Here is a 26,493-nt window from a genome sequence, read left to right as displayed (position 1 = left end):
CTAGGGCGTTAATGAGGGCGGCAGGCTTAGCGCTGGTGCCCCAGAGCCCCATAATTCTTGCAGGCCATAAATGGTTAGGCGAAAACGCCAGTTTTCATCTTTTGATAGCTTTAGCAATGCGTCGTTAATAGCCTGCTCCTGTGCTTGATAGTGGTGGCTAATGAGCAGATGTCTTTTATAGCTACTATGGGGCTGGCCTACTATGGCGGTGGCGCTAATGACCTTAAGCAATTTGGCATAATAAAAAAAACTAGATTTTGAAATGATAATGGCATCAACATCGCCGCGCATCAGCTGTTCAATATTACCCTTATCGCTAGCGGCATCCTTACGGATTATCTCCTCGCTGGACATTAATTCACTAACCCCTGCGTAGTAATAGCCTTTGCGAACGCCTATTGTTAAACCGCTAAGATCGCTGGGGCTGTAATATTGCAGGATACTTTGTTTTTTTGCGACTACTACGTCTTTATCGCTAAATAAGGGGCGAGACCACAGGTACTTTTTCTGTTCGCTATCGTTAAACCAAACGGGGTTGGCCCATAGTGCAATAGTGGGTAGGCCGGCGATCAAACGTTGGTTTAGCTGGGGCCGCTCTATATATTGATACTGAAAGTGTATATTACTGGGCGCATGGCTTTGCAGCGCTTTTAAAAAATCATAATTCAGGCCTTTATCGGCGGCGGCATTGATTACAAAGGGCGGTGCATTGTGATAGGCATAGAGGGTGATAGTTTGCGACTGTTCGGCCAAGCATTGCTGCAGGGTGACAAGAAACAGGCTAAAGCTGAATAGAAATAATTTCATAGTTGGCTGTAAGGTTCTCGGTAAATAAGGTAGTCGGGACTATCTTTCATAGCCCTAGTAAATTGAAGCATAGCGTCTGCTTCCGATAAAGGGCAACTTATGCGACGGGTTGTAGTGACAATAAAAACAAGTAAGTACTGTTAATCCATACAGATGTTCGCTAAGCTAGCCAGCAAAATCAGGGGCTAATAACAATAGCTAAAGGCTTATGGCAATCATACTTGGTATAGACCCCGGTTCACGAAAAACCGGTTTTGGCATTATTAATGTGGTGGGTAATCAACATGATTACATCACCAGTGGCGTAATACGCCTGCCCGATACCGAGCTGCCCGAGCGTTTAAAAGTTATTTTTGAAAGTATTAACGAATTAATCGTAACCTATTGCCCGCAGCAAGCGGCGATAGAGCAGGTGTTTATGGCGAAAAATGCCGGTGCTGCCCTTAAACTAGGGCAGGCGCGGGGTGCCGCCATAGTGGCCTGCATGACGGCGGGCCTAGAGGCTAGTGAGTATTCAGCCCTGCAAATTAAGCAGGCGGTAGTCGGCACCGGTGCGGCAAAAAAAGAACAGGTGCAGCATATGGTAAAGATGTTACTCAAGTTGCCAGGGCTACCCCAAGAAGATGCCGCCGATGCTTTAGCTGCGGCTATCTGCCATGCCCACACCCAAGCGAGTTTAATTAATATGGCTGGCGCCACTCGCATGCGCCGTGGCCGTATACGATAGTGAGAGTAGTTGCATGATAGGCCGTATACACGGAATCTTATTAGAGAAACAAGCGCCGCTGTTATTAGTGGATGTGCAGGGGCTAGGCTATGAGATACAGGCCCCCATGAGCACTATTTATCAATTACCTGCTATAGGTCAGGCGGTGACCTTACATATACATATGGTGGTGCGTGAAGATGCGCAGCTATTGTATGGCTTTGTCGAGCTGCGCGAGCGAGCGCTGTTTAAAACCCTGATTAAAGTCAGTGGTGTTGGCCCCAAGCTGGCGCTTACCTTATTATCGGGCATGGAAACCGACGACTTTGTACGCTGTGTGCACGATAATGACATCGCGTCCTTGGTAAGGCTGCCGGGGGTGGGCAAAAAAACCGCCGAGCGCCTGTTGGTAGAAATGCGCGACCGCCTTAAAGATTGGCATATTGCCAGCGCTAGTGGTTTGCCGTTAATGGCGGCCGCAGCCGGGCCAGATTTTGTCAGCGAAGCCGAGAGTGCGTTAATCTCACTGGGTTATAAACCGCAAGAAGCTAGCAAGGCCATATCCGCCGTTAACGATGGTGAGGCGCAAAGCAGTGAAAGCCTAATACGTGCGGCCTTAAAGAATATGGTAAAAAAATAAGCCGCTCTTAATAAGCCGCTATATAAGTAACTATATAAGTAATTATGAATAAGTCCTTATGATAGAAATCGACAGGCTAATAGCCGCCACCGAAGAACCTAACGAAGAAATTATCGATAGGGCGATACGCCCTAAAACACTGGCCGATTACTGTGGTCAGCCGGTGGTGCGCGAGCAAATGGAAATCTTTGTGCGGGCCGCCACTATGCGTAAAGAACCCTTGGATCACACCTTGATATTTGGCCCGCCGGGTTTAGGCAAAACCACTCTGGCCCATATCTTAGCCAATGAAATGGGCGTGTCCTTAAAAACCACTTCTGGCCCGGTATTAGAAAAAGCCGGTGATTTAGCGGCATTAATGACCAACCTAGAGCCTGGCGATGTGTTGTTTATAGATGAGATACACAGGCTCAGCCCGCATATAGAAGAAGTGTTATACCCAGCTATGGAAGATTACCAGCTGGATATTATGATAGGTGAGGGCCCTGCAGCGCGCTCTATCAAGCTAGAGTTGCCGCCTTTTACCTTGGTGGGCGCTACCACCCGCGCCGGCCTGTTAACCTCACCGCTGCGTGATCGTTTTGGCATAGTGCAGCGCCTAGAGTTTTATTCCGTCAAAGACCTCACCCATATTGTGCAACGTTCGGCCCAGCATTTAGGGGTAACCATGAGTGAGGCGGGTGCTCTTGAGGTGGCTAAGCGCTCGCGCGGCACGCCCCGTATCGCCAATCGCTTATTGCGTCGGGTGCGTGATTATGCCGAAGTTAAGGGCAGTGGTGAGGTAGATGAGGCCATGGCCGACAGGGCGCTGAATATGCTCAATGTCGATGAGCAGGGCTTGGATCAGCTAGATCGACGCCTACTCTTGGCGTTGATAGAAAAATTTGAGGGTGGGCCTGTAGGCCTAGATAACCTCGCCGCTGTAATTAGCGAAGAGCGTGGCACTATAGAGGATGTAATAGAGCCCTATTTAATCCAGCAGGGCTATTTAGTGCGCAGTAATCGCGGCCGTATGGCTACCCGCAAAGTTTATAGTCATTTTGGCTATGATTATCCAGAAGGTTGATCCAGAAGGCTGCTCCCGAAAGTTAATCTCAAAAACTGTTACTGATAACTAATAACGCTGACCTTAATTAATGAAGCAGCTTACTGAAACCAGCAGGCGTTTTTACCCCTATGAATAACAACTTCTCCTGGCCCCTACGCGTTTATATAGAAGATACCGATGCGGGCGGCATAGTCTACTACGTCAATTACCTTAAGTTTATGGAGCGCGCTCGCACCGAGTATTTGCGCAGCCTAGGTTTTGGCAAAAACTATATTTTTAATGCTGAGCTAATGTTTGTGGTGCAAAGTGTTAACAGTGAGTATCTTAGGCCCGCGGCACTGGATGATGAGTTAACGGTCACTGCCACCGTGGTAGCCGCTGGCGCCTGCCAGCTCACCCTAGAGCAATTAATTTATCGAGGCAGTGAACTGCTCTGTCGCGGCGCAGTCAAAATCGTCTGCGTAAGTCAGCAGGGTATGAAACCCAAGCGCATCCCCAAGGCTATGCGCGAGGCTTTGCAACTATAACTTTATATCGATAACCTTTTAGTGATAGCTTTATAGCGATGAAAAGGCTGACAAATTAAAACCATAAATGCGACGCTGTCGGGCTTATAAGTTATCCTCAGTGCGGTTAAACTAGCCGCCACAACCCCATCAACGCTAACAATAAATGGAGCGACCGTGGCTGAAGAACTCTCTGTCATCGATTTAATTCTTAACGCCAGCATTACCGTGCAGCTGGTGATGCTGATTCTATTTATAGCCTCGGTAATTTCCTGGTTTATGATAGTGCAGCGCATGTTTTATTTTCGTGCCACCGATAAGGCTATGCGGGTATTTGAGCAGCAATTTTGGTCGGGTATCGATTTGAGTCAGTTGTTTCGCAAAGGCTCGGCCAGCGCCGAAGAGGGCAATGCAACCGTGGGCATGGAAAATATCTTTCGTGCCGGTTTTAAAGAGTTCACCCGCCTGCGTCAGCAGGGCAGCATAGAGTCAGAGGCGCTTATGGAAGGCGCGCAACGCGCTATGCGAGTAGCGCTATCCCGAGAAGAAGAGCAAATGGAAAAGCACTTGGCCTTTCTTGCCACTGTAGGTTCCACCAGCCCCTATGTCGGTTTGTTTGGCACGGTATGGGGTATTATGGGTGCCTTCCAAGGCTTGGCGATGATGCATCAGGCCACGCTGGCTACGGTAGCGCCGGGTATATCTGAGGCCTTAGTAGCTACCGCCATGGGCCTATTTGCCGCCATACCAGCAGTGGTCGGTTATAACCGTTTTTCTGCCCGCTTCGATGCGCTAATGAATAAATACGAAACCTTTTCCGACGAATTTTTTAGCATATTACATCGTCAAATTCACAGCTCTGCGGCCAAAAGGTAACCTCCATGTCTAGACGACATAAACGCCGCAAGCCCATGTCTGAGATCAATGTAGTGCCCTATATTGACGTGATGTTGGTGCTGCTGATTATCTTTATGGTGACCGCGCCCATGTTGATGCAGGGGGTTAAAGTCGAGCTACCGAAAGCGGCTGCGCTGCCAGTGGGTAAACAAGATAACGAGCCGCTTATTGTGTCGGTAAAAGCCGATGGCAGCTATTACATCAATTTGGGTGGTGATCAGGAAAAGTCAGCTTCGCTAGGGGTGATACAGGATAAGGTCAGCAAAATTTTGCGCCGCAAGCCCGCTACCGTGGTGTTGGTGTGGGGGGACCAAGCTGTACCCTATGGTGATGTGGTAACGCTAATGACGGTATTGCAGGCGGCAGGCGCGCCGTCGGTAGGCCTAGTGACAGAGAGTCCATAGCCTGTCATGTTGAAATCATTGACCCTGCCCATAATCATAACCCTGCTAATGCACGGTTTCATCGTGGCCGCGCTATTAATAGATTGGTCGGGTGAGCGCACCATTATCAAGCGACAAACCCCAAAATATGTTGAGGCTAAACTGGTAACCTTGGAAAAACCCAAGGCCAAACCTAAGCCCAAGGTAAAACAGGCGCCGCCGCCTAAAAAAGCGATCAAACCTATTATAGAGGCGCAACCGAAAGAGCCGCCCAAGGTGCTGAACAAAGACATCGTAGATCCCAACAAGCTAGCCCAAGAGCAACAGCAGTTAGCTGAGCAGCGTCGCTTGCAGGCCGAAAAAGACAAGCTTTTACAGAATGTGGTGGCCGACATCACCGATGCCATTAGTGATGCGCGAGAAAATCAACAAGAGCTCAGTGATGCTGAGCTGGCCAATAGTCATATCGCCTTGATTACTCAGGCCATAGAGCGCAACTGGAGTCGTCCCGCCAGTGCTCGTAATGGCATGAAGGTAGAGTTGGTTTTAGACTTAGTGCCCACTGGCGAAGTGATTAATGTCAGTGTGGTTAAAGGCAGCGGCAACGCGGCCTTCGACCGTTCGGCAGTCGCTGCGGTAAAACGGGCCAAACAATTTCCCGAATTGCAGCAATTGCCCCCCAGAGTATTCCAAGACACATTCCGTCGCTTTCGTATGATATTTAACCCAGAGGATTTACGCCGGTGAAGCGTGTATTTTTATTAGCAATAACAGTTCTATTAACGCTTAGCGCAACTGTGCAAGCAGAGTTAACCATAGAAATTACTCAGGGGCGCGACAATCCTACGCCTATAGCAGTAGTGCCGTTTAGTTGGCAGGGAGCCAGTGCTTTAGCGGAGGATGTGGCCACTATTGTTGAGTCGGATTTACACCGCAGTGGCCAGTTTGCGCCTATGCCGCGCAGCGATATGTTGGATCATCCCCATAGCGCTAGCGAAGTGCATTTTAGCGACTGGCGACGGGCCAATAGCGATTATATCGTGGTGGGCCGTCTTAGCGAGGAGTTGGGGCTAGTGCGTGCGGAGATAGAGCTGTTTGATGTCTATGGCCAAAAGTCCATTTTAACGATGTCAAAAACCGTGGCCAAAACTGCCTTGCGGAGTTTGGCGCACCATATTAGCGATAAGGTCTATCAGCAGTTAACGGGTATACGCGGGGCGTTCAGCACCAAGCTGCTTTATGTCTCTTCCGAGCGGCGCAGCGCCGATGAGTTTACCTATAGGTTGTTACTATCCGATATAGATGGTGCGCGGGAACAAGTATTGGTAGAGCAAGATCAACCGCTGCTAACCCCCACTTGGGCGCCCGATGGCCGCCGTATTGCTTATGTCTCGTTTGAAACATCGCGCTCAGCAATTTATATCTACGACTTTGACACTAAACAGCGTACCCAGCTGACTAATTTTACCGGTATTAACGGCTCCCCCAGCTGGTCGCCCGATGGTAGTCAGCTGGCCATGGTGTTGTCCAAAGATGGCAGCCCTGATATTTATGTAATGGATATAGCTAGTCGCCAATTAACCCGGGTTACTCGTCACTATGCGATTGATACTGAACCCTCTTGGCTGCCCGATGGTAGGTCTTTGCTATATACCTCTGATCGCGGAGGCAAGCCACAAATTTATCAGGTGACTCTGGCTAGTGGTTATGAAGAGCGGCTGACTTTTGAAGGGCAATACAACGCCCGTGCCAGAGTGCTACCCGACGGTAGGGGCATTATTATGGTGCATCAAGGCGAGGGGGATTTTCATATAGCGCTGATGGATATTGAACGTGGTGATATAGAGATTCTAACAGAGACTGCTTTGGACGAATCGCCCAGTATTGCCCCTAACGGCACCATGTTGTTGTATGCGACACAGCATCGCGGCAAAGGTATATTATCAGCGGTGTCTGTGGATGGTGGTGTTAAGTTCCACTTGCCTTCACGCTTTGGCGATGTCAGAGAGCCAGCATGGTCACCCTTTTTAACAGAATAAGTTAAAAATGCTTGTTAGCTCGCAAAACTACAGCTATTTTTATAGCTCAGCGACATATTAACCGATAAACTATGCATGCTGACGTTGCGTAATCTGTAGGGGGCTGGCAGTATAGCCTGCGATAAAGGATTTATGGCAGTTGGCTCTTAGCTGTACAAGGTTTGTTACTGTCTAAACCTCAAGAAATTTAATAACTGCTCACGACCTAGGATGAAAAATGAATACAAAAAAATTATTGATAGCCTTTTTCTCATGCGCTTTGATGGTTGGTTGTGCGTCTAACCAGACGGATGATAGTGACCAAGCTGCTGCTGCCGCTGCTGCCGCTAAAGCCGCCGCTGAACAACAAGCTGCTGATGCTGCTGCAAAAGCGAAAGCCGCTGCCGAAGCAAAAGCGAAAGCTGACGCCATGGCGAACCTAAAAACCGTTTTCTACTTTGAGTTTGACCAAGCAACCTTATCTGCTGATACCCGTGCTAATTTAGATGCACAGGCTGCTTTCTTAAAAGGTGGCAACAGCAAGCTTCGTCTAGAAGGTCACGCTGATGAGCGCGGTACTCGCGATTACAACATGGCATTAGGTGAGCGTCGTGCTAACGCCATTGCTAACTACCTGATTGTTAACGGTGTTGAGCGTTACCGTATAGAAGTAATTAGCTACGGTGAAGAGCGTCCATTAGCGAGTGGTAGCGATGCTGCTTCTTATGCTAAAAACCGTCGCGTAGAACTTAAGTAATAGTATAGGGAAGGTTAGTATGCCAAAGCATGCCCCCTCCAAAGCCGTGCTGCTTAGCAGCGCGGCTTTTCTGTTTATGTCATCTGCGTTTGCGCAGGTGCCAGTGATCGATGCCTCTATCAGCCATCAAGCAGTGCCTGTTGCGGCTACGTCTGCGCAGCCACAGATGGGCAATGCGCAATCGCAGGGTGAGTTGTTTTACCAGCTGCAACTGCTGCAAGAAGAAATGCGTATGCTGCGCGGCATGGTGGAAGAGCAAGGTCATCAGCTGGAGCGTTTTAAGCAGCAGTCCACGGAGCGCTATATCGATGTCGATAAGCGTTTGGGTAGCCTAATTGCTAATGACAACGCAGCGCCTGAACAAGCTAATAGCACAGCAACGGTAACGGCGTTAAATGACAAGCCCGCCGGTGTAGGCGAGAAGGATGCTTACGATGTTGCCTACAGCTTGGTGCCTAAGCGCCAGTATACTCAGGCGATTACCGCATTCCATAGTTTTTTGCTGGATTTCCCCGATGGTAAATATGCCCCCAATGCCTATTACTGGCTGGGTGAGCTTTATCTAGTGGTTAAACCCGCTGATCTAGAAGCCTCTAGGCAATCTTTCACCCAGTTGCTAGAGCTTTACCCCAGGCATCCTAAAGAAGCGGATGCCATGTATAAGCTGGGTACTGTGTATTTCTTGAAAGACAACAAAGAGAAATCACGGCTATGGTTAGAAAAGGTGGTGGCCCAATACGGCAAGGGTGTGAACTCGGCAGCCGATAAAGCCAGAGATTTTCTTCGCGACAGGTTCTAATTGTTGCAGCTAAGCAGACTATTTTTTGAACCGCAGCTGGCGACAGCTGCGGTTGTTCGTTATTATGCGCGCATTTTTAGCCGCCGCGTGTAACGGCCTCAAATTTCTACTGTGTTAATTGTCCGGCCGTATAGGGCTAGCTGCACAGTGTTTAGCAACAGAATCGAGCCCATGACTGACCTACGTCTTACTGAAATCTTCTATTCACTGCAGGGTGAAACCCGCACCGCAGGCCTAGCTACCGTATTTGTACGCCTTACCGGCTGCCCTCTGCGTTGTGGCTACTGTGATACCGCCTATGCCTTTCACGGTGGTGAGAAGTGGACACAAGCGCGTATCTTGGCCGAGGTGGCCAGCTACAAGCCGCGCTATGTCACCGTAACGGGCGGCGAGCCCCTAGCACAAAAAAACTGTTGGCCGCTGCTCAAGGCCTTGTGCGATCAGGGCTATGAAGTCTCGCTGGAAACCAGCGGCTCTATAAGCACCGAGGGCGTAGACGACAGAGTGGTGAAAGTGGTGGATTTAAAAACACCGGGCTCACAAGAGGTAGGGCGCAATGATTACCAGAACATACAGCGCCTCAATCGTCACGATCAGGTTAAATTTGTTATTTGTAATCGCGAAGATTACGACTGGGCTAGATTTAAAATCGACGAATATCAGTTGCTTAGTAAGGTGGACGATGTTTTATTCTCGCCCAGTTTTGGCGAAATAGAGGCCACAGCGCTGGCCAACTGGATAGTTGAAGACAATTTACCAGTACGGTTTCAACTGCAACTACACAAACTTTTATGGGATGACGCAGCAGGGCACTAAGGCATGACAGGTTTAGATACAAAAGACAGCGCAGGAAAAAGAGCAGTAATACTCGTCTCCGGCGGCTTGGACTCAGCCACCGTATTAGCCATGGCTAGGGCCGAAGACTATGCCTGCTATACCCTGGCCTTTGATTATGGCCAACGCACTCAGGCGGAGCTAGTGGCCTCAGAGCAGCTATCGCAGCAAATGGGTGCGGTAGAGCATAAAGTAATTAAGATGGATTTAAGTAGCATAGGCGGCTCGGCCTTAACCGATACCTCTATCGCTATGCCCGAGTGTGGCGGTGAAGGTATACCCGTCACCTATGTACCGGCCCGCAACACGGTGTTTTTATCCATAGCCTTGGGTTGGGCCGAGGTGTTACAGTGCCACGATATTTTTATAGGGGTGAATGCGGTAGATTACTCTGGCTACCCTGATTGCCGCCCAGAATACATCGCTGCCTTTGAAACTCTGGCCAACTTGGCTACTAAGGCAGGGGTAGAAGGGCAAAGGCTGACGATACGCACGCCACTGATGAGTCTCAGCAAATCAGACATCATTAGCAAAGGTTTGGCGCTGGCTGTTGATTACGGACTGACCGTATCCTGCTACCAGTCTAACGACCTAGGTGAGGCCTGCGGTCACTGTGATAGCTGCCATTTGCGCAGAGAAGGTTTTGAGCGCCTAGGTGTAACGGACCCCACACGCTACATGAATTGATAGAAAAATAAACAGACTGATTTAAAAGTAAGCAGAACTAGTACGAAAACGAAGGAAAAGTAAAAAAACTCTATAAAAGGCTTGTTTTTTATCATCAAAACACTATTATAGCGCCACTTTCTGGGGCCGTTAGCTCAGTTGGTAGAGCAGTTGGCTTTTAACCAATTGGTCGCTGGTTCGAATCCAGCACGGCCCACCATTATTAGTAAGTAAATCAGTTACTTACATTGCTTAAAAGGCTGCCTTCGGGTGGCCTTTTTTGTAACTTTCCACTTTCTTTCCACCACTTTTATAAAAAACTGCAATATCCATTGTGATTTGCTTTTTTAATCGTCGGCTATGGTTTTTTTAAAAAACCACCTTTTGATTTTTTTCGCTAAGGAAAATTTACTAGGCCTTTATGTTTAAAGGGCTGGGTATTAGTAGAGCCAAGTATTAGCGCCCCTCTTTCATTTTTCCGTTTGTCCGTTCCTTTCCATTCGCGAAAAGCGCTAATTGCTGAGAAGCCCAGCATTTAAGCCGTGTGGGCTGCATTATCGTCGCCGGTGGATTTCCGCGTCCAAAAAAGTGCCGAAAACCCGAAGGGGGGAGTGGAGTGCGCGGCAGGTAATTTTTTTTGGGGGCTGGGGAATTTTATTGAGGGGGGGCGGTGGTGTTTTTTGTGGCGGTTTCTTTTTCTAGCTGGGTTAGTGCATCGCCCAGCTGCCGGGCGATTGCGTGTACTTTGGTGCGGAAGCTTGGGTAGTTAGTTGGGGTGTCTGGGTTGGCTTTCCATACTAGGTCGAGGCTGGCTAGCTCTAGGCTGCGCAGTGAATTGAACACGGAAGAGTAGGAAAACAATTCGGGGCGGTTGTTATTGTAATAGCTTTGGTACTTTTGCTCGGTATTTTCTAATTTTGGCACCCAGTGTTGATTGCGCCATTTATTAAACGCTGAGTGGTTGCCGGTGCGCTCGGATTGCTGGTACTGGGTTACTAGCTCTTTGGTGAGCTCTATGGTTTCAGTGCCTAACGATGCCAAGGTGGTTCGGATATCGTTAGGCTTTAGTGCTTGGGCGGGGGCGATAATTGCGAATAGTAACAGGGCGGCTAGTAGCTGCTTGAACATGTTGAAAAATCCCTTTAGGCGTTATGTTAAATACATAGTAGCCGAAAGGGTGTTGTTTATTCAACCAGTGGGTCGAGGGTGGTTTTTAGATTGTCGGCGCTTAGGGCATCGGTAACAAAGTCGGCGGCGGTTACGGGTGGTCCGCTGTTTGCTGTGCCTGCTAGTACGCCGGTGTGGCCGTGGGTGGCGGCGTGGTTTGCTAGGTCGCTAACTACGGCCATTAGGTCTGCTATTAGTTGGTAGATGTTGGTGGTGTCGTCACCGGCGTAGTGTTTTGTGGCGATGTCGCGCACGGCTTGGTTGGTGATGCGCTCCCAGTTGCCATCGGTGTCGGCGCGTTGGGTTACTTGTGCGGATTGTTGCCATTTTACCTCGTTGGTTTCTACGCTGGGCAGGGTTAGGCCGTGGGGTAATACTGAGCGCACAAAGGGGTGCAGTGGTGATGCGTAAGCAAAGGCTATTTCGACTATGGCGCCTGCGGTGGGTAAACCAAAAAAGCCGCGCTCATTACCGGCGGCGGGTAGGGTAACGGGCACATGGGTTAGGTTGGGCATGTCGGCTACGGGTTTTAAATTAATATCGAGTAGCTGCACATCAACGGTGTATGCGGGCTGGGCTTCATCACTAAATTGGCTGGTGCTGCGGCTTTCGGCCACGGCGATAACTTTGCCCCAATGGCTGTGGTGATAGTTGCCGGCCAGTTCGGGGTATTGGCGGTTAATAATACGTTTAACGGCTACATCCATGGGTTTTTATTCCAGCTTAGCAGCATGTGTTGGCCGCTACTTTCAACAGTGGTAATGATTCCACGGCCTTCTAGGTTTAGCCCTGGGCGGGTTTTTTCTATTAAGGCCATTTTGGCGCGGTTGGCCACACCGTGGTTGGTAAAATAATTGTCGGGTATGGCGATGGTTTTATTAAAGGGTGCGTTGGCTAGGCTGCCCACATAAATATTGCCATCGGGTTGTTGCTGCCATAGGTATTGCTCAATGCCAAAGGCCAGCCCTAGGTTTTCCATGTTGTGGTAGCCGCTGCCCATGGCGTAAAAAAAAGGCAGTAACTTATTACTGCTGTGGTTTAGGGTAAAGTTTAACCCTGTTTTTTTAGTGATAACGGCTAGCACATCGCTTAGCGATACATTGCGCAAGGCCATTTTAATTGGGTAGGCCAGCACGGCGGGTAATTCTCGGCAAAAAATACGCTGTTGGTTTTTGTCTACCCGGTTGCTGGTTTCGATAAAGCCGGTGAAATAGGGTGCTAGGTTTTTAGGGCTGTAGCCTTGGTTAAATTGCACAATGCCTTGCAGTGGCGTGCTGGCTTGCACCACAAAGTTGGCGGTGCCTGGGGTTTTTAGTGATAGGCGCACGGTGTCGTTTACCAGCTTTAGGGGCTGGCCATCGACGGTGATGGTTTTGTGTAGCTTCATGGCAGTTGCGACATAACCGCCGCCCTTACTTGCTCAAAACCTTGGCCACTGGCTTCGGTGGTTTCGGTTTGTTGCCGGCTCTCTACGCGCTCGGCATAGGATACTTTTTGTTTTAATAAAAACGACACTGGCCACACTTGGCGTTGGTTATCTTCTGGGCAGGCAAATTCACCATCAAAAATAGCTTTGCGCATGCCAAAGGCATTGGCTGTTTTGTTGGTGATGTCATACACCACTAAATCGCCATCTTCGTCTTTGGCTTGTGCCATTTTTACGATGTCGCTTAGCACTTTGGCATCGCTAAATGGCACCAAAAAAGAAACCCGCACCATAACGGGCTTAACCCCTTGGTGCGATGAATCGGTGGCACTACTAAAACCGCCTAGGTCTTCGCTTTCTAGCGAAAAACTGCAGCGCAGGGCAAAGTCGCGGGTGGGGAATTTAACATTATTAAGTTGCAGCATTATTGGTAAATCCAAATGCGTTTATTCCACACCTTATCGTTGCCCAGTGTCAATACACCATCGGGCATGTGGTCGTTGCTTAACACCACCACTACGCGGGTGGCTTGCAGGGCGGCAATGTTGCGCGAGTTGGTGACATTGTATTTAACGAGGTAAGCGCCGGGGTCGCTAGTGTCTACCGATGAGCTGGTGGTAATGCTGCCGCTAATGTCGCCCTCTTGGCTATCGTTGGCCAGTGCGCCTGCATCTTCGTAGGCGGTGTTTTGTGCTAATACAATGACCTCATCACCCACTAAGGTTAGGGTGGGTTTTATAAAGGTTTTGTCGTTAACCTGCACTGAAACGTTGGTGTTAACAGGGGTGTTTACCCCGTTATTGGCCACTATGGTTACATCGTAAATGTTGTCGCCGTTGGCATCTATTGGGGCGGTATAGCTTTTAGCTAACAAGCTTAACTGCCAAACTTCACCGATGGTATTTGCGATGGTGAATAGCGCAGCATCGGCACCGGTTAACGTTGCTGCCTCGCCCTCTAAATTAAAGATGGTAAAGTTTTTGCTAAAAACTTCGCCCTCGGTAATGGTAAATATATAGTCACCAATAATGGTGGGGGCTAAGCTAGAAAAAGGAATTTCCGTTACCGTTACGGTGATGTAGGCTTGCGTGGGTTGATTGATATTGTTATCAGCAATAATAGTGAAATCATATACATTGTCGCTGTTTGCATCTGCCGGGTTAGTGAAGTTTTGTGCAGGTAAAGTTACCCTCCATACATCATTGCCTTGATATGCTAGCGTGAATAGGTTGGCATCGTTGCCGGTTAATACTAAACCGCCACTTTTTAATTTAGTAACTGAAAAATCAGCAGCCCAGCCGGCGCCTTCATTAACACTGTGACTTGCCACACCTTCAATAACGGGCGCTGCACTAATTATAGCGATAGTTATATTTTGTGTTGCCTGTGTGGCGGCTGCATTGGTTGCGGTTACACCTGTGTTGAAGCTGTTTTTTGTTTCGTAATCGGGTGCAACCTTAAACGTTACCTCGGCGGTTTCAGCGTCGATATTAAAATAGTCTGCATCCGTGCCGGTTAACGTGTAAACGATTGGCTCGGTTCCTGCGGTTGCTGCGAATGTTCCGACTGCTGTGGCATCCTCTGCTATGTTTACGCTGGTGTCGGCAGGCATAACAGGCGCAGTCGCGTACGCTGTCACGTCAAAGGCTACAAAATGGCGCATACCATCAGAAGGCGTGTAGAACGTAGCCTCAAACGTTACCGCCTTATTTTCGCTCAACTCAATAACACCCGTCGAGTCTATGCTGATCGTTGTAGTACCAACAGTTTGCGGGTAGGTGATCTGCATGTTGTCTTCGAGTGTTGGCACGATGCTGGGCGCTAACACTGAGCCGTCAGAAACATCAGCAGTGGCTATCATAAACTGCGTAGTTAGATAACCAGCAGGCGCGCTTAACGCTGTAGTATTTGTAGCTGTATTAGTACCATCGCTTACCCACGATTCAGTTACCCATGGTGTTGCACCTGCTGCGAGAGTGTCGGCAACAAACGGCAAACTCAGCACAGGGCTACCACTGGTAGGCGTGCCTGTATCTGCAACCTGATCTAGCGTTGTTGCTGTTTGTGTGCCTAGTGCTAATGATAGGCTTGGGGTGCCACCGGCTAAACGTATACCTGCTGTGCTAGCGGTATCTAGTAGCGTGCCTGTGTGCTGGAAGGTGCTGCCAGATGTTACTGCTGGTGGGCCGTCTAGGGTTGGGGCTGCGATGGCTGAATCACCCTCTAAAACCACGCCATGTACATTGCCTGCCGAATCGCCTGTGGCAACAAAGGGATTTTGTAGTGCAGATGTTCCGTCAAGAGCACCTACTGTTGACTCCCCGGGATCGTATTGAGTGCCTATTCGGCAGGCTGCTACAATTCGCCAGCCCACTGCGTAATCATTACCCGCAACAAGCGACACAGGCGATGAAAAGGCTTCTGAATACCACGCCTCAGTAACTGAGTTTGGATAAACGATAACTGAGCCAAGTAACGCATTGCCATCCGTTAAGTCAATCACGCCTATTTCAAGTGCGCCCACGGACGCGGTACTGCCTCTCCCATAGAACTTGGCGGTGTTTACCACATCACCCGATACGCCTGTGTGCTTCCATACGCCGTGTGTCATGTATTGGCGTTGGGCTGTAGTGAACGATGCTACGCCAAGCGAGTAAGTCCCTGTTGTATATCCAACGGTAAAAGCCATTATACTACGCTCCCGCCAAACCATGCAGGCGCAGATGAAACTTCACCCGACGCTATCTTCATATCATCAACCCACAAGCTTTGGTTTGCGGGCGCGCCCCCATTCCAGTATGTAAATAACAGGAAGTCAAAAATACTGGCATCAGGATTCAGTAATGTGTTCCACAAGTACGACTCGACAATTAAGTTTCCATCAATCCAGAATTTAACCCTGCTACTACCGCCATCAGCTTGTAAATTGTGGTCAAGAACAATTTCACATGAATAACGCTGAAATACGTCTGTCTGAATAACATCAGACGCGCCGAAATACTCCCAACCTCCCACGGGAACAGGGCCGCCAAGGGCTTCTTGCCACTCGCGCATCATTCTGAATTGTGTCGCACTACCTAGCGGCTTGATTTGTAAATCTAAAGCGCCTCTTTGTGTGCCATCCAAATCTTTTGATCTAAACCGTAAAAACTTTAAGCTGCCCGTATTTGTAGTGAAATCAAAACCCGCCGGGACGTACATATAAAAATCTACCCAAATCCTATGCCCTACTGTGCTTACATCTGGATGATCGAAATTACCGCCAAAGTTTATGTTTGAAGTAATTGAGTTTAGTTTTACTGCATTCACTCCACTCTGTACATGCGTTTGGTCATACTCAGCAATCCCAGCCGAGTTTACAAACGTAAACGCATCGCCTATATAATTGTTTTGTATGTCTGTACCACTTGTGCCTGAGTCAAAATTTCTTAACATTTCAAAAAATGGCACAGAGGGCACAACACCAGCAACAGTTCTAAACGGCGCTGTAGCACTCTGTATTTCCTGCGGATGTGGGCCGGGGTAGATTATAGCCATTGTGATTTAGCCCTGTGCTGTGTTGCCATGGTTTTGGGGGTTGTTCTAATAGCATTACCCATAATTATTCACCGCTTGCTCATCAATTGCCGCTAGTTTTATGGCGTAATTAATATCGTTAATATCAACAGCCAGTATTTGTTTTTTTAGCGCCTGCATGGTGCCGGTAATGGCGCCGTAAATTAGGTCGTAGGCTTTTACTTTATTTTCTACGCCTACTACAAAGGCCAGTAGGGGTTCGTCGTTGGCTGTTGCTAGGCCGCCCAGCACGGGGAAGTTTACAAGGTCGTTGCTGCTGGGCAGGGCGTTGGGGTTTTGTGCGGCCATGCTGCGGTATTTTTCGGCCTCTAGTACTTGCCGTGGCCAGCCATCTATTTCTACTTGGGTGTAGTCGCTTTTAATTATTTGCATGGCCGTTTGGTAGGCTGCATTTAATTGTTGTAGCTTAGTTGTGCGCCGTTGTTCGTTGCTGGGTTCGGGCTCTACTAGGCTGGCAATGTGGGCATTAAAGGCGTTAATGATGGGCTGGTAGGCGGCGTAGCTGCTAATGTTTTCGTTTCTATCGTCGTATTCAACTTCACCGCTATTGCCATTGTATTGCACGGCAATAACGCCGCTTAAATCAAACGGGGTTAAATCAATTTGGTGTGCTACACCGTTTATTTCTACAAGGCTGTCGCTTACCACAATGGTTAGTTTCATTTACTTATGCCCTAGCTGCATGTTGGCGGGGCCAGTTAAAAATTTTACAATTTCTACTTGCCCGCCCACGGTTTCGTTTTTAAGTTCGGTTACGGCGGCGGCGGTTTCTAATTGCCGCTGTGAGTTTTCGACCAGTAACATGTTTGTCCAGTTGTACGCGCAATCCCAGTGGGCGATTGTTTCGCCGGTTTGTGGGTTGCGGCCTTCAATCATTTGGTAGCGGTCGCAGGCATGTTTTTTACAGGCCACGGCTATAAAACGGTCTTTTTTATCGTGATAACTTAAACGATCACAAAATGAATCGCTCATGCGCCTACCCTCTCGCCTAGCAGTGTGCATAGGTGTTTTAGATTAAAATTATTAACGTGTGTGTGCTTGCCACCATTGCCTATGGACGCGGTATGGTTATGCGCACTACCGCTACCGGTAGAGCCAGTGCGGCCCACGTTGGGTGTGCTGTTTGAACCTTGCATGTCGTAGTTAGAGTCGTTGCCGTAGGTTCTATCGGTTGCGGGGTAATTTGAGCTAGTTAACCCCGCGGAGCTGTTCACGTTTCTAAAACTGTAATGCCAATGCGAGGGTATTTGTGATGTGCCTAGTGTTCTGTTGTTAACCGTGGCGCTGTGGTTATGTTCGCCGCTTTCGCTGGATTCAAACGAGGTATTAAACACGCTGCTAAAACTATTGGTGCCCGCCACGCTACCCCCGCCAGTGTTCACCACTTTTAGTGCCACATTGTTATGGGTGGTAATAATTACCCAGCCGGTAGGCACGGTGGCCTGGGGGAATAACAAACGGGTGCCTATGTCCAAATCCACATCGGTTAAGCGTTTGTTGATAAAGGCTAACAAATTGCTGCTATCAATAATGGCGCGGGTATCGGTTACCGCCCCGCCGCTGGCCACCTCGGCAATTTTTACTAAAAAATGTTGGTTGCCTAGGCCATCCACATAATTACTTTGGGTGCTGTTATTAATCACTATATCGGCATGGTTAGTTATGCCGCTTAGGTCGCCATCGGTGTACACATCTAGCCACACTTTGGTTGGTGCAGGGCTGGCGGTAATGGTTTGCTCGCTGGCGTTGCTAATGCGTATGCCGCCCACATAACCTACGCCCGCTTTTATTTTGTGAACACCGCCGGTGTAATGCACTTGCCAGCCATCGCCGTAAAAGGCTTGGTTGCCGTAAATGTTATCGCTGTGTTGGCGGGTGAGTTCGTTGGTGTCGTTAAGGCGGCCGGTAAAATCTATTTGCCAGGTGCTGGCCTCTATGGTGATGTTGGTTGCGCTTTGGGCGTCGGCAAATTCTATGGCAAAGTTGCGGCTAATATTATTGCCGGTTAGGCCGGTGGTGGTTTTGCGTTTTTCAATGGTGGGCGCGTAGGCAACGGCAAATAAATTGTCGTCGTCGGCTTTTAGGCCTATCCAGTTAAAATCGAAGTCGCCAACACTAGAGCCCATTAACAGGCTATACACCACGCTATTGCCGTTGATATAGCCTTGCTGGGTTACCGCCGCCTCATACACTATGTCGCCTGCAGCGGGCATGGCTTCGTTTAAATTAACGGGGTCGGCGGGGTTTAGCCCGCTAATGTAGGCCAGCACAAAACCGCTAATAACAACGGGCTGTGCGCTGGCGGCTTGTGCTGCGATGTAGGCTTGCCCTGTGTTTACTATGGCACCCATTAAAATAACCTCTACAGTGTGGCACGGTCGTAATAGTAATCGCCGTGTAGTTCTATGCTGCGCATTTGCAGCGCAATGGTTGTGATGGTTTCAAATTCATAACGGCGGCAAGTGCGCCCGTACATGTCGACCATTAATTGTAAAAGCGTGGTGTTGCTGGCCAGTTGTGCATCGGTCATAACTAGCGTGATTACGTCCCAATCTTTGCTGGGGTCGCGTTCGTTTACTTCTACATAGCCCACGCCTAAGCGCACAAAAATTCGCTTTAGGCCTACTACGCTGCCCGCGTCTTCGCTGTTGGCTTTGGCAAATTTTACGCGCTTGCGGTATAGCCATTCGGGCTCGCTGGCAAAGCGGCTAATGCCGCGTTGGTAGGCTAATAAATTCAGCACTTCTAGCTTGCAGGTGTCGGCATCGTTTTGGCTGGCTATCCAAAAAAGCCAGCCCTCCACTAACTGCCACCAGCGCTGGGCCAGTTGTTTAATTTTTACTATTTCACCACGGCTTAGCCATGTGGGTAGGCGTAAGCTAATCATGGGGTAACCATGGTTAAGGTGCTTAGCCGCGGCACTTCTAGGCCGCTGCTAATGTCGCTTAAACTAAAATCAACGGATGCTAGGCCGCTAAATTGCGCGTGCAATTCGGCACCTAGTTTTGAAAAACTAAACAGCGAATGCGGCATAGTTTGGCTGGCGTTGTAGTTGGTGTTTTCGCGAAACGCACAGCGTATAAATTGCTCTGCATCGGTGGTTATTTGGGTGGTTTCTTCGCTGCTTACGTGGCTGTTAAACCACAGTGTGGCGGTTAAGGTTTGCAGCAAGGCGGGCATGGCTTTTACTTGCATGTCGTCTCCGTGGCCGTGGTTGCCATCGTCCATAATGTGGGCCTGCACCGCTGCTAATAGGGGGGCATCGGGCTCGCCGCTATCTAATAACAAATAAGCATCGGCACTGCCGGGGCCGCGTGGGGCGTTGGCATCAAAAAACACATTGTTAACGCCTATGCCTGCAAAGCTGGTGATTAGCGATGTGTACACCGCATTGGTGTGGTATTGGTTAAGGGCGCTAAATTGGTTTTGGCAGCGTAGGCGCAATTGGTCGTTGCTTTCGGTATCTGCACCGGCGCTGCTTATCCACTCGCTTAGGTTGGTAACGCTTACCCCGCTAATAGGCGCTAATAGGGCGTTAAAATAACCGGCGGCTAAGTTGTGGCCGGCACCGGCTTGGGTGGCTATTACGGTGGCGGTTTTAACGCTTTCGCCATCGGCAAATACACAACTTTCGGTTAGCTCTACTTGGTAAACGGTGCCGTTAATGGGGTTGGTTTTTATAATGCTGCCCACTTCTATGGTTAGCGTGCCGCTGCTATCCACGCGGCTAAATTGCAGGCTGCCTTGGGTTTTGGTGGCCAGCTTGCGGGTAAGGTCGTAGCCCCAGGCTAAATCGTCTAGGCTTTCATCTACGGCGGTTTTAACGTAGAGGTTGGGCAGTAAGGTGGTGATTAAACTTTTTATTAACCACAGGGTGGGCACGGTAATTAATGCCTCTACCACACGCCAAAACGGGGATTGCTCGCTGTTGTTGTTAATGCCTAGGCTTTCGTATTGCGCGCTGGCGGCTTCGGTAGCGAGTTTTGTTTTTAGCTCGCTGTGGCTAGTGGGTATGCCAGCGCTTTTTACTAGGGCTTCAAAATCGGCCATTACAAGCTTACCTCTATGGTGCCAAACGCTACGGTGTCGGCGGTAAAAATAAAGTGGCTATTGCTTAGCCTTTGCATGGTGGCGGTGCCGGGTTGTAGGCGGGTGTCGCCTTCGGCGCGGTGCTCTATTTCACGCATTAGGCTTTGCACGTTTAGGGCATCGCGTTGGCCAACCATTTGCACTAGCAAACCGCTTTCGCGAATCATGTGTTTTATATCTTGGGCGATGCAATCGGCATCTAGCACTAGCACGGCTAAGCCGCCATCGTCGTGGCTTATGTCGTCGTCAATAATTAATAAATCGCTGTAGGTGCTCATTAGCCAGCCACCATGGCGAGTTCGTCGGCTATGTCTTGGCCGCCTTTACTGCTGCCATTCATTTCGATTTTTTCAACGTTAATGCTGCGCTGGTTGTTGCTAACGGCGCTGCTAATATTGTGCAGGGTGTTGTTACCGCCACCGGCGTTGGGGTCGCTGCTGCCGCTGTTAAGGGTGGGCATGTTGGGGGCATCACCACTGCTAGCAAAACCAAAAAAACCGGCCACGGCTTTAAAGGCTTTGCTATCCATAAGGCTGGTTTTTAAATCGTCCCAGTAATAAATTAACGCGGCTACGGCGGCGATTACGGCGGTTACTGCCGCCACAATTAGCCAAATAGGCGCACCGGCAATTAAGGCGGCTACACCAAAGGCAATGGTTTGTGCTTTGGCAAAGGCCATCACCTTGCCCAAGGTGCCAAATATTACGCTGGTGGCTAAAGTGGCCGTGCCCCAACCAACGGTAGCCATGGTGGCAATGCCGCCCACTAGCGCAAAGGTAGAGGCTATGGCGACTAGGCCAAACAGGGCTAGGGTGGCTAGGCCTAAGTATTTGGTTAGGGTGGGGTGTTCTTGGCTCCATGCTAGGGTGGCTTTACCCATGCGAATAACCATGGCTAATAAGGGGGTTAGGGCAGGCTGCATCACTTGTCCTAACACTATAGCCATGCCGGTGCCGGTGCTGCTGAGCTGATCCCACACGTTTACGTTGGCTTTGGCCATTTGGGTGGCTTTATCCATGCCGGTAACGTTGCCCAGTTTTTGTATGCTGTTGGCTAAGCCATCGGTATCGGCCATTAATAATTTAATAACGCCGGTGGCCTCTTTAGTGCCAAAGGCTTTGGCGAGTAGGTCGCTTTTGGCTACGGTATCTATGTCGCCAAACTTGCCTTTAATGCGGCTTAAAATTTCTACCATGGGCAGCATTTTGCCTTGGCTATCTTGTAGTTGTAGCCCTAGCATTTTTTGGGCTTTACCTACACCACCCAAAAATGCTTTGTATTTAGTGCCGGCTTCGCTGCCACTCATGGTGGCCTGCAGGGTGCCTAGTATGGCCATTTGCTCATTCATAGCTATGCCGCTGCTGGTGGCCTCGGCCCCCACGCTGGTAAACGCGGCACTCATTTCGCCACCAGTGGTTTTAAACATTTGTACGGCGCTGGCGGTTTGCCCGGTTAGCACTTCGGCCCAATTGTTTTTACCCATGGCAACGGCTTGGTTTTTAAATATGCCAAACATGGTGCCCATATAATTAGTAATGGTGCCTGCATCGGCCTTGGTAGCCTTGGCCAGCACGGCACTATTTTTGGTGAACTGGCTAAGCTCGTCACCGGTTAACCCGGCAATAGCGCTTTGTATGTCGTAGCTGGCTTTTACAAACTCGGTGGCGCTGGTGCCATATTCCATAGAATGCGCCACGGCTGTTTTTGAAAGTTTGGCCATGGCTGCGCTGGCATCGCCATCGAAAAGGCTGGCAGTTTCGCCCAGGGCTTGGTTCATTTCTTTACTGGGCTGCAATAAGCGGCTAAGGCCATAGCCCGTGGCCGCCAAACCTGCCGCGCCTATGGCAATGCCTTGCATGCCTTTTTTGGCGCGCTGTTGCAGCCCATCTATTTTGGCCGTTATTTTATCCACGCCTTTGCTAGTGCCATCAATTAGCGCAACGTGAAAAAATAATTTTTCTAGCTTAGAGGACATAAATAGAGCCTGTTTTAGGGCTAAAAAATAAAATGTTTACCCAGTATTAACCGTTGTGTTTAACTGCCTGCCGATTAGCCATAGCCACGTTTGTGGTGGGCTGGTGCTGCTGCTGGTAAGGCGAACACCATCAGCGCATCCCCCTTTGATTTGAATAAATGCGCTGGCAAATTTCGTGAAACATTAAAGAGGCTTTCACTATAACTAAGCCCCTTATTAGCGCTAAAAACAAAGCCGTTTTTATCGTTACTATCACCCAATGGCTTACCATTAGCGGCGATGGCAACACGCTGTAAGGCGATAGTGGCCGCGCTGTGGCTGTTGCCCTGTGCGGTGACACTACCGGAGGGCTTGATAGGCTCGCTGCCCATGAACGCCGCAACGAGGCCGTGTGCGGCATCTACTTTTTGCAAAGCGCTTAGGTGGCTGGTTACTTCGAACGTAGCAACGTTGGCTGCGTGGGTATGCTTTGCATCGTTAACCACTTGAATGGTTTGGTTAACAAAAACGCCATGCGTTAAGGCGCTAGGCTGGGGCAGGGCTAGGCTGGCTTGTGCCATTAGCCCTGCCGTTAATAACAGCACTGCCATTAGGCAGGCTTGTAGTTTTACTTTTGTAACTTTCATATATCACCTGTTGTTGTAGTGGGTTTACTTTTTAAACGCTTTGCCTATGCCGTTGGCTACGGCGTTTTCCATGTTGCGCCAGTAGCGGTTTTCTAAAAACAGGGCGCGGGCTTTGTTTTCGGGGCTGCTCTCTTTTGTGGGCAGCCATTTATCGAGTAAGCAATCAAGCTCGGTTAAGCCGTTGCTGCCTATTTGTTTTTCTCGCTGGGTGATCCACTCGATTTCTTTTTTGCTGACACCACCACATCGTTGCCGTAGTCCTCGATTACTTCACCGGTTATGGCTATGGCGGTGGCGGGGTTTTTAACCAGGTCGCGCAAATACTCTTTGTGGTCTTCGTCTACCACGCTCATTAAAAAATTAATGGCGGGGTTTACTTTGTTGTGCGGCTGCATCGCATCAATGTATTTGGTGTATTTTTCGGGCGTTAGGTGAAACGCTAACTCTTTTCCGTTGCTAAGCTCTAGGGTGATGGTTTCGGTGCCGTTTTGATTGTTATTTTTGCTCATGGTTTATTCTCTCTAGTTCTAAACGCGCTTCTGCGAGTTTGGTGTTTTTGTGTTTGTAGTACCAGTTAACGCCTGCGGTGACTAAGCCCACAAATATGCTAACCAGCATGGCCAGTTCGCTAATGCTGATGCTAAATAAAACTGCAAAAAACAAGCTAATGTAATGCAAAATTGAATTAGATTGCTCCATGTTGTGCTTTCCCTTAGGCATCGCGTTTTTTAATGAAATCATTGATTAGGGGCATTACATTTTTAATGGCCCGCTCGCCAAACAAAAAGCCCAGCACTAGCACGTTAATAACAATAAGTGCTGTTTGTTGTTGCTCGTCTAAATCCCATTGCGAAAACCATTTAAAGTCTAAATACAAGGTGGCAAAACCCCATAACGGGCGCTGGCAGCCACGCAAAAATATAATTAGGGTGCCTAGTAGGGGTATGCGCAAAAGATCGCTGGCGCTGCCCTCTAGCTGGGTTATGCGTTCGGTTAAGGCTTGTTCGGCCTCTACTATGGCGCTATCCATGGCACGGGCTTTTTCGGCTTCGGCTTTTTCAAAAGCCAGCTTTAGGGTTTGCTGTTGTTGCTCGCTCATGTCGGGCGGGAAGTAGGTTTTAGCCACATCAAAAAAAAGGCTACCCAAACCGCCGGTGGCAATGCTGGCCAGTTTTTTTAGCATGTTAAAGGTCGCCTTCTTCTATGAGTGTGTAGGTAAAGTTGTTGCCGTATAAACTCTCGGCTTTGTTGCATAGGGCCATTAGCAGGCTAAAGTCGTCGGGGTTGGCCAGCACTTGGCACCCTGCACTCCATTTGTTTACCTGTTGGCTAGTGGTGGTGGCGCTAGCCATGTGGGCATTGATGCCAAAGAAGCCGGTTTCTACTTGCCCCGCCATTTCTAAGCTGGTGTTGGTGTTGGCATCGCGGTAAACGGTAATAGGCTTGCGTTGCACTAGGGCTTGGTATTTACCCTGGTGCAAGCCCAGCTGCCATAGGCCACGGTATTGGTTGGGCATTACTATGGCGGTGCCGCGTACGTTAAGCGGGTTTTGGCGCCAGTAAACGCCGGGGTCGGTGGTGGCTTGGAATGCATAGCGATGGGGCAGGCCGTTAACGTAAAACAGCACACAGATCACATCGTTAAATAAATTAGATTGCACATCGCTGGCGCGCACCCCAATAATATTTAGGTTGTAATCGCCATTCTCAAAAAACGCATAACCCTTGTTGATAACGGCTTGTTTAATGTTGGCAAACTGCAGGTTCATGGGCTGCCTATTTCGTCAAATATGCTTTGGCAATCGACGCAGCGCGTAATGCCACCATAGGCGCGGCGCTGATCGGGTATGTCATCGTCGCAATCTATACACAGGCTGTGGCTAGGTTGGTTAAATGACGTTTGCGCCAAAATGTTTTGCACGGCTGAGTCGTTAAGCGCGGCATGCAAATCGGCGGCTTTGTCGGCTTCGTCGGCCATGCTTAAATAAGGCCGTCGGTTAATTCGCTGTTGAGGTAAGGCACACCGTTAATGCGTACAAAATCGGGGTCGGTTACTTCAAAGGGGAATTTATGCTTTAGCTTTTCGCCACCTTCGCTAGCGGCGTTTAATATGTCGCTGGCTTTTAGTAGGCAGCCAAAGGCTTCTATGTTTAGCTTTTCGTTGTCGCCACCTTCGGCATTAAAGACTGCATCAAAGGGCGGCATGGCTACGAAAGAGCCCGACGAACGTGCCGCTTCAATAATTAGGCTGAAATTAGCGGTGTCTACTTCTATTTCGCCACTAGCGGAATACGCACCACCCAATACACCATTAGGCACACCGTTTGATTTTGCGCCGCTGCGGCCATCGTCAATGGTGAGTGATATGTTTTCAAAGCGCACCCGTAAGTCGCCTAGTTGTACGTCTACTTGTTGTCCAGATAAAGCCATGTTGCTGTGCTCCTAAAAAGGTAACGGTTGTGCTGTTATGACGGGTTGCTTAAATCTAAATACACTACGGTGGTAATGGTTTTAGGTGCATCGTAGGGTTTAATGCTGATGTAGGTTTCTAATTCGGTTTTGCTTTTCCACACCAGTTGCACGGCATTGTCGCTAGGGGGTTCTATTTCGCCGGGTAATACATCGGAATTAAACACGCTGGATTTAGCCATGCTGCGTAGCGGCTTCATTAGTTTGTTTTTGGTGCTGGCTTGGCTAATAGGTGTTGAATTAATAGCGCGGTTTGCCACCATGCCAATTTCGATAAGGCGCACAGCGCGGCAGGCTTTATCAACGGGGCGTAGGTATTCAATAACGGAATAGTCGCCGCCGGGTACTTCTAGCAGGTTGCAGTCGCCCCAGTAGGTGCCGGGTAAGTCGGGGTAGGTTTGCACCACGGTTAGGCGGTTAGCATCTAGTGTTGCTGCCGTTGCGTTGCTGTAGGGCACATCGTTTTTATCTACCGGTGTGGCGCCTAGGCCTATGTTGGCACCCGTGGCGGTGCGCATGGGGGAATCGCTAACGCTAACATCGGCACGGCATAAGCGGCCCATTAATACGCCTAGGTTGTTGCCATGGGTTAAGGGCACGGCGGCTACGCGGTTGGCCGCTACACCGTTGGTGAGTGCGGCTTGTGTGGTTTCGTAATCGGGCCACGCTTGGTTTACAAAGTCGATACCGGCGGTTGCCATCACTACCGCCACACGGCGGCCTAGGCTGGTGCGTAAGCCTTCGGCATAGGTGTGGGCGGCTTCTAGGTCGGTGCTAGCGGTAATGGGTGTGCACACGGCTATCATTTCGGGTGAAATGGTTTGCATGGCTAGGTCGGCTTCGTCTTGCCAATCGTCGGCGCCATCAATGGGCCGCGCCCATGCTTGCCATAAGTCGCCACCGTTTTGTTGGGCGGCTAGCACTTGGGTTTTGATGGCTGAATCGTTGCCACCTAACACCACATCAAGATCGGTTTGGGCATTCACTGAAATAGTGCTGTTAAGGCTAATATCGCCAACACCAATAAAAAGCACCTTTTTTTCAATGCCCGGTGCATCGCCTTGGTTTAAATTACCGTTTGAAACAGAGACTTGACCTAGCATG

At 49.4% G+C, this 26,493-nt stretch carries 35 protein-coding genes and 1 tRNA gene; 13 read left to right on the top strand and 23 right to left on the bottom strand.

The window, feature by feature from the left end; genetic code table 11:
• Nucleotides 1-807, bottom strand: coding sequence for a substrate-binding periplasmic protein (locus B067_RS0113815; RefSeq protein ID WP_019530676.1), 807 nt, complete (start codon nt 805-807; stop codon nt 1-3).
• A gap of 208 nt (nt 808-1,015) precedes the next feature.
• Here B067_RS0113815 and ruvC point away from each other — a divergent pair, with 208 nt between their 5' ends.
• From ruvC to B067_RS0113745, 13 genes are all read left to right on the top strand, one after another.
• The gene (ruvC, locus tag B067_RS0113810) at nt 1,016-1,534 is read left to right on the top strand and encodes a crossover junction endodeoxyribonuclease RuvC (protein WP_019530675.1); all 519 of its coding nucleotides are present in this window, start codon (nt 1,016-1,018) and stop codon (nt 1,532-1,534) included.
• Nucleotides 1,535-1,547: 13 nt separating this feature from the next.
• The gene (ruvA, locus tag B067_RS0113805) at nt 1,548-2,153 is read left to right on the top strand and encodes a Holliday junction branch migration protein RuvA (protein ID WP_019530674.1); all 606 of its coding nucleotides are present in this window, start codon (nt 1,548-1,550) and stop codon (nt 2,151-2,153) included.
• Nucleotides 2,154-2,211: 58 nt separating this feature from the next.
• Nucleotides 2,212-3,219 (top strand): Holliday junction branch migration DNA helicase RuvB, encoded by a 1,008-nt coding sequence (gene ruvB, locus B067_RS0113800; RefSeq protein WP_019530673.1) that lies wholly within the window; start codon nt 2,212-2,214, stop codon nt 3,217-3,219.
• Between the two features lie 110 nt (nt 3,220-3,329).
• The gene (gene ybgC / locus B067_RS0113795; RefSeq protein WP_019530672.1) at nt 3,330-3,728 is read left to right on the top strand and encodes a tol-pal system-associated acyl-CoA thioesterase; all 399 of its coding nucleotides are present in this window, start codon (nt 3,330-3,332) and stop codon (nt 3,726-3,728) included.
• A gap of 156 nt (nt 3,729-3,884) precedes the next feature.
• Nucleotides 3,885-4,583 (top strand): protein TolQ, encoded by a 699-nt coding sequence (gene tolQ, locus B067_RS0113790; protein WP_019530671.1) that lies wholly within the window; start codon nt 3,885-3,887, stop codon nt 4,581-4,583.
• Nucleotides 4,584-4,588: 5 nt separating this feature from the next.
• A complete protein-coding gene (gene tolR, locus B067_RS0113785; protein WP_035802267.1) occupies nt 4,589-5,008 on the top strand; it encodes a protein TolR in 420 nt (139 codons plus the stop codon).
• A gap of 6 nt (nt 5,009-5,014) precedes the next feature.
• Nucleotides 5,015-5,734, top strand: a complete 720-nt coding sequence (locus B067_RS21380; RefSeq protein ID WP_019530669.1) for an energy transducer TonB — start codon at nt 5,015-5,017, stop codon at nt 5,732-5,734.
• Nucleotides 5,731-7,026 (top strand): Tol-Pal system beta propeller repeat protein TolB, encoded by a 1,296-nt coding sequence (gene tolB / locus B067_RS0113775; protein WP_019530668.1) that lies wholly within the window; start codon nt 5,731-5,733, stop codon nt 7,024-7,026. Before B067_RS21380 ends, tolB begins: the two co-directional genes overlap by 4 nt.
• 217 nt (nt 7,027-7,243) lie before the next feature.
• Nucleotides 7,244-7,762, top strand: a complete 519-nt coding sequence (gene pal / locus B067_RS0113770) for a peptidoglycan-associated lipoprotein Pal (protein ID WP_035802264.1) — start codon at nt 7,244-7,246, stop codon at nt 7,760-7,762.
• Nucleotides 7,763-7,781: 19 nt separating this feature from the next.
• Nucleotides 7,782-8,561 carry a tol-pal system protein YbgF gene (gene ybgF / locus B067_RS0113765; RefSeq protein ID WP_019530666.1) on the top strand — a complete coding sequence of 260 codons (780 nt, stop codon included), beginning with the start codon at nt 7,782-7,784 and terminating at the stop codon, nt 8,559-8,561.
• 171 nt (nt 8,562-8,732) lie between these two features.
• Complete coding sequence (gene queE / locus B067_RS0113755) at nt 8,733-9,377, top strand: 7-carboxy-7-deazaguanine synthase QueE (RefSeq protein WP_019530664.1); 645 nt, start codon at nt 8,733-8,735, stop codon at nt 9,375-9,377.
• Nucleotides 9,378-9,380: 3 nt separating this feature from the next.
• On the top strand, nt 9,381-10,082 hold the full coding sequence (gene queC / locus B067_RS0113750; protein ID WP_019530663.1) for a 7-cyano-7-deazaguanine synthase QueC: 702 nt from the start codon (nt 9,381-9,383) through the stop codon (nt 10,080-10,082).
• A 123-nt stretch (nt 10,083-10,205) separates the two neighbouring features.
• Nucleotides 10,206-10,281 (top strand) — tRNA-Lys (locus tag B067_RS0113745).
• 434 nt (nt 10,282-10,715) lie between these two features.
• Here B067_RS0113745 and B067_RS0113735 read toward each other — a convergent pair.
• From B067_RS0113735 to B067_RS0113635, 22 genes are all read right to left on the bottom strand, one after another.
• Complete coding sequence (locus tag B067_RS0113735; RefSeq protein ID WP_019530662.1) at nt 10,716-11,189, bottom strand: hypothetical protein; 474 nt, start codon at nt 11,187-11,189, stop codon at nt 10,716-10,718.
• A gap of 56 nt (nt 11,190-11,245) precedes the next feature.
• A complete protein-coding gene (locus B067_RS20550; protein WP_019530661.1) occupies nt 11,246-11,935 on the bottom strand; it encodes a hypothetical protein in 690 nt (229 codons plus the stop codon).
• On the bottom strand, nt 11,926-12,615 hold the full coding sequence (locus tag B067_RS0113725; protein WP_019530660.1) for a hypothetical protein: 690 nt from the start codon (nt 12,613-12,615) through the stop codon (nt 11,926-11,928). Before B067_RS0113725 ends, B067_RS20550 begins: the two co-directional genes overlap by 10 nt.
• Nucleotides 12,612-13,079: a baseplate complex protein gene (locus B067_RS20545; RefSeq protein ID WP_019530659.1), complete on the bottom strand. Its 468-nt coding sequence runs from the start codon at nt 13,077-13,079 to the stop codon at nt 12,612-12,614. The genes B067_RS0113725 and B067_RS20545 overlap by 4 nt, the downstream gene beginning before the upstream one ends.
• Complete coding sequence (locus tag B067_RS0113715; RefSeq protein ID WP_019530658.1) at nt 13,079-15,265, bottom strand: immunoglobulin-like domain-containing protein; 2,187 nt, start codon at nt 15,263-15,265, stop codon at nt 13,079-13,081. The genes B067_RS20545 and B067_RS0113715 overlap by 1 nt, the downstream gene beginning before the upstream one ends.
• 77 nt (nt 15,266-15,342) lie before the next feature.
• On the bottom strand, nt 15,343-16,191 hold the full coding sequence (locus tag B067_RS0113710; RefSeq protein ID WP_019530657.1) for a hypothetical protein: 849 nt from the start codon (nt 16,189-16,191) through the stop codon (nt 15,343-15,345).
• Between the two features lie 54 nt (nt 16,192-16,245).
• Nucleotides 16,246-16,893: a hypothetical protein gene (locus B067_RS0113705; RefSeq protein WP_019530656.1), complete on the bottom strand. Its 648-nt coding sequence runs from the start codon at nt 16,891-16,893 to the stop codon at nt 16,246-16,248.
• Complete coding sequence (locus B067_RS20540) at nt 16,894-17,202, bottom strand: hypothetical protein (RefSeq protein WP_019530655.1); 309 nt, start codon at nt 17,200-17,202, stop codon at nt 16,894-16,896. It lies immediately after the preceding gene.
• Entirely contained in the window at nt 17,199-18,581 is a 1,383-nt protein-coding gene (locus B067_RS21375) for a phage tail-collar fiber domain-containing protein (protein WP_019530654.1), read from the bottom strand. The genes B067_RS20540 and B067_RS21375 overlap by 4 nt, the downstream gene beginning before the upstream one ends.
• 11 nt (nt 18,582-18,592) lie before the next feature.
• Complete coding sequence (locus B067_RS0113690) at nt 18,593-19,117, bottom strand: phage tail protein (protein ID WP_019530653.1); 525 nt, start codon at nt 19,115-19,117, stop codon at nt 18,593-18,595.
• Entirely contained in the window at nt 19,114-20,280 is a 1,167-nt protein-coding gene (locus B067_RS0113685; RefSeq protein WP_019530652.1) for a baseplate J/gp47 family protein, read from the bottom strand. Before B067_RS0113685 ends, B067_RS0113690 begins: the two co-directional genes overlap by 4 nt.
• Entirely contained in the window at nt 20,280-20,597 is a 318-nt protein-coding gene (locus tag B067_RS0113680; RefSeq protein ID WP_019530651.1) for a DUF2590 family protein, read from the bottom strand. The genes B067_RS0113685 and B067_RS0113680 overlap by 1 nt, the downstream gene beginning before the upstream one ends.
• A complete protein-coding gene (locus B067_RS0113675; protein WP_019530650.1) occupies nt 20,597-22,294 on the bottom strand; it encodes a phage tail tape measure protein in 1,698 nt (565 codons plus the stop codon). The genes B067_RS0113680 and B067_RS0113675 overlap by 1 nt, the downstream gene beginning before the upstream one ends.
• Before the next feature lie 74 nt (nt 22,295-22,368).
• The gene (locus B067_RS0113670) at nt 22,369-22,920 is read right to left on the bottom strand and encodes a hypothetical protein (RefSeq protein ID WP_019530649.1); all 552 of its coding nucleotides are present in this window, start codon (nt 22,918-22,920) and stop codon (nt 22,369-22,371) included.
• A 24-nt stretch (nt 22,921-22,944) separates the two neighbouring features.
• Nucleotides 22,945-23,064, bottom strand: coding sequence for a DUF6890 family protein (locus B067_RS22370; protein WP_420806533.1), 120 nt, complete (start codon nt 23,062-23,064; stop codon nt 22,945-22,947).
• A gap of 44 nt (nt 23,065-23,108) precedes the next feature.
• Nucleotides 23,109-23,429: a putative phage tail assembly chaperone gene (locus B067_RS0113665; RefSeq protein ID WP_019530648.1), complete on the bottom strand. Its 321-nt coding sequence runs from the start codon at nt 23,427-23,429 to the stop codon at nt 23,109-23,111.
• Nucleotides 23,416-23,619, bottom strand: a complete 204-nt coding sequence (locus tag B067_RS20530) for an HP1 family phage holin (RefSeq protein ID WP_019530647.1) — start codon at nt 23,617-23,619, stop codon at nt 23,416-23,418. Before B067_RS20530 ends, B067_RS0113665 begins: the two co-directional genes overlap by 14 nt.
• A gap of 13 nt (nt 23,620-23,632) precedes the next feature.
• Nucleotides 23,633-24,103, bottom strand: coding sequence for a hypothetical protein (locus B067_RS0113655; RefSeq protein ID WP_019530646.1), 471 nt, complete (start codon nt 24,101-24,103; stop codon nt 23,633-23,635).
• A 1-nt stretch (nt 24,104) separates the two neighbouring features.
• On the bottom strand, nt 24,105-24,689 hold the full coding sequence (locus B067_RS0113650) for a hypothetical protein (RefSeq protein WP_019530645.1): 585 nt from the start codon (nt 24,687-24,689) through the stop codon (nt 24,105-24,107).
• Nucleotides 24,686-24,898 (bottom strand): TraR/DksA C4-type zinc finger protein, encoded by a 213-nt coding sequence (locus tag B067_RS0113645; RefSeq protein ID WP_019530644.1) that lies wholly within the window; start codon nt 24,896-24,898, stop codon nt 24,686-24,688. Before B067_RS0113645 ends, B067_RS0113650 begins: the two co-directional genes overlap by 4 nt.
• Before the next feature lie 2 nt (nt 24,899-24,900).
• Nucleotides 24,901-25,350, bottom strand: a complete 450-nt coding sequence (locus tag B067_RS0113640; RefSeq protein WP_019530643.1) for a phage protein — start codon at nt 25,348-25,350, stop codon at nt 24,901-24,903.
• Nucleotides 25,351-25,385: 35 nt separating this feature from the next.
• A complete protein-coding gene (locus B067_RS0113635; RefSeq protein WP_019530642.1) occupies nt 25,386-26,492 on the bottom strand; it encodes a DUF2586 domain-containing protein in 1,107 nt (368 codons plus the stop codon).
• Between the last annotated feature and the right edge of the window lies 1 nt (nt 26,493).

This window comes from Dasania marina DSM 21967 (assembly GCF_000373485.1).
In the GTDB taxonomy this organism is placed as follows: domain Bacteria; phylum Pseudomonadota; class Gammaproteobacteria; order Pseudomonadales; family Dasaniaceae; genus Dasania; species Dasania marina.
The sequence above is the reverse complement of the archived record's forward strand: the minus strand, read 5'-3'. Positions and strand labels throughout refer to the sequence as shown.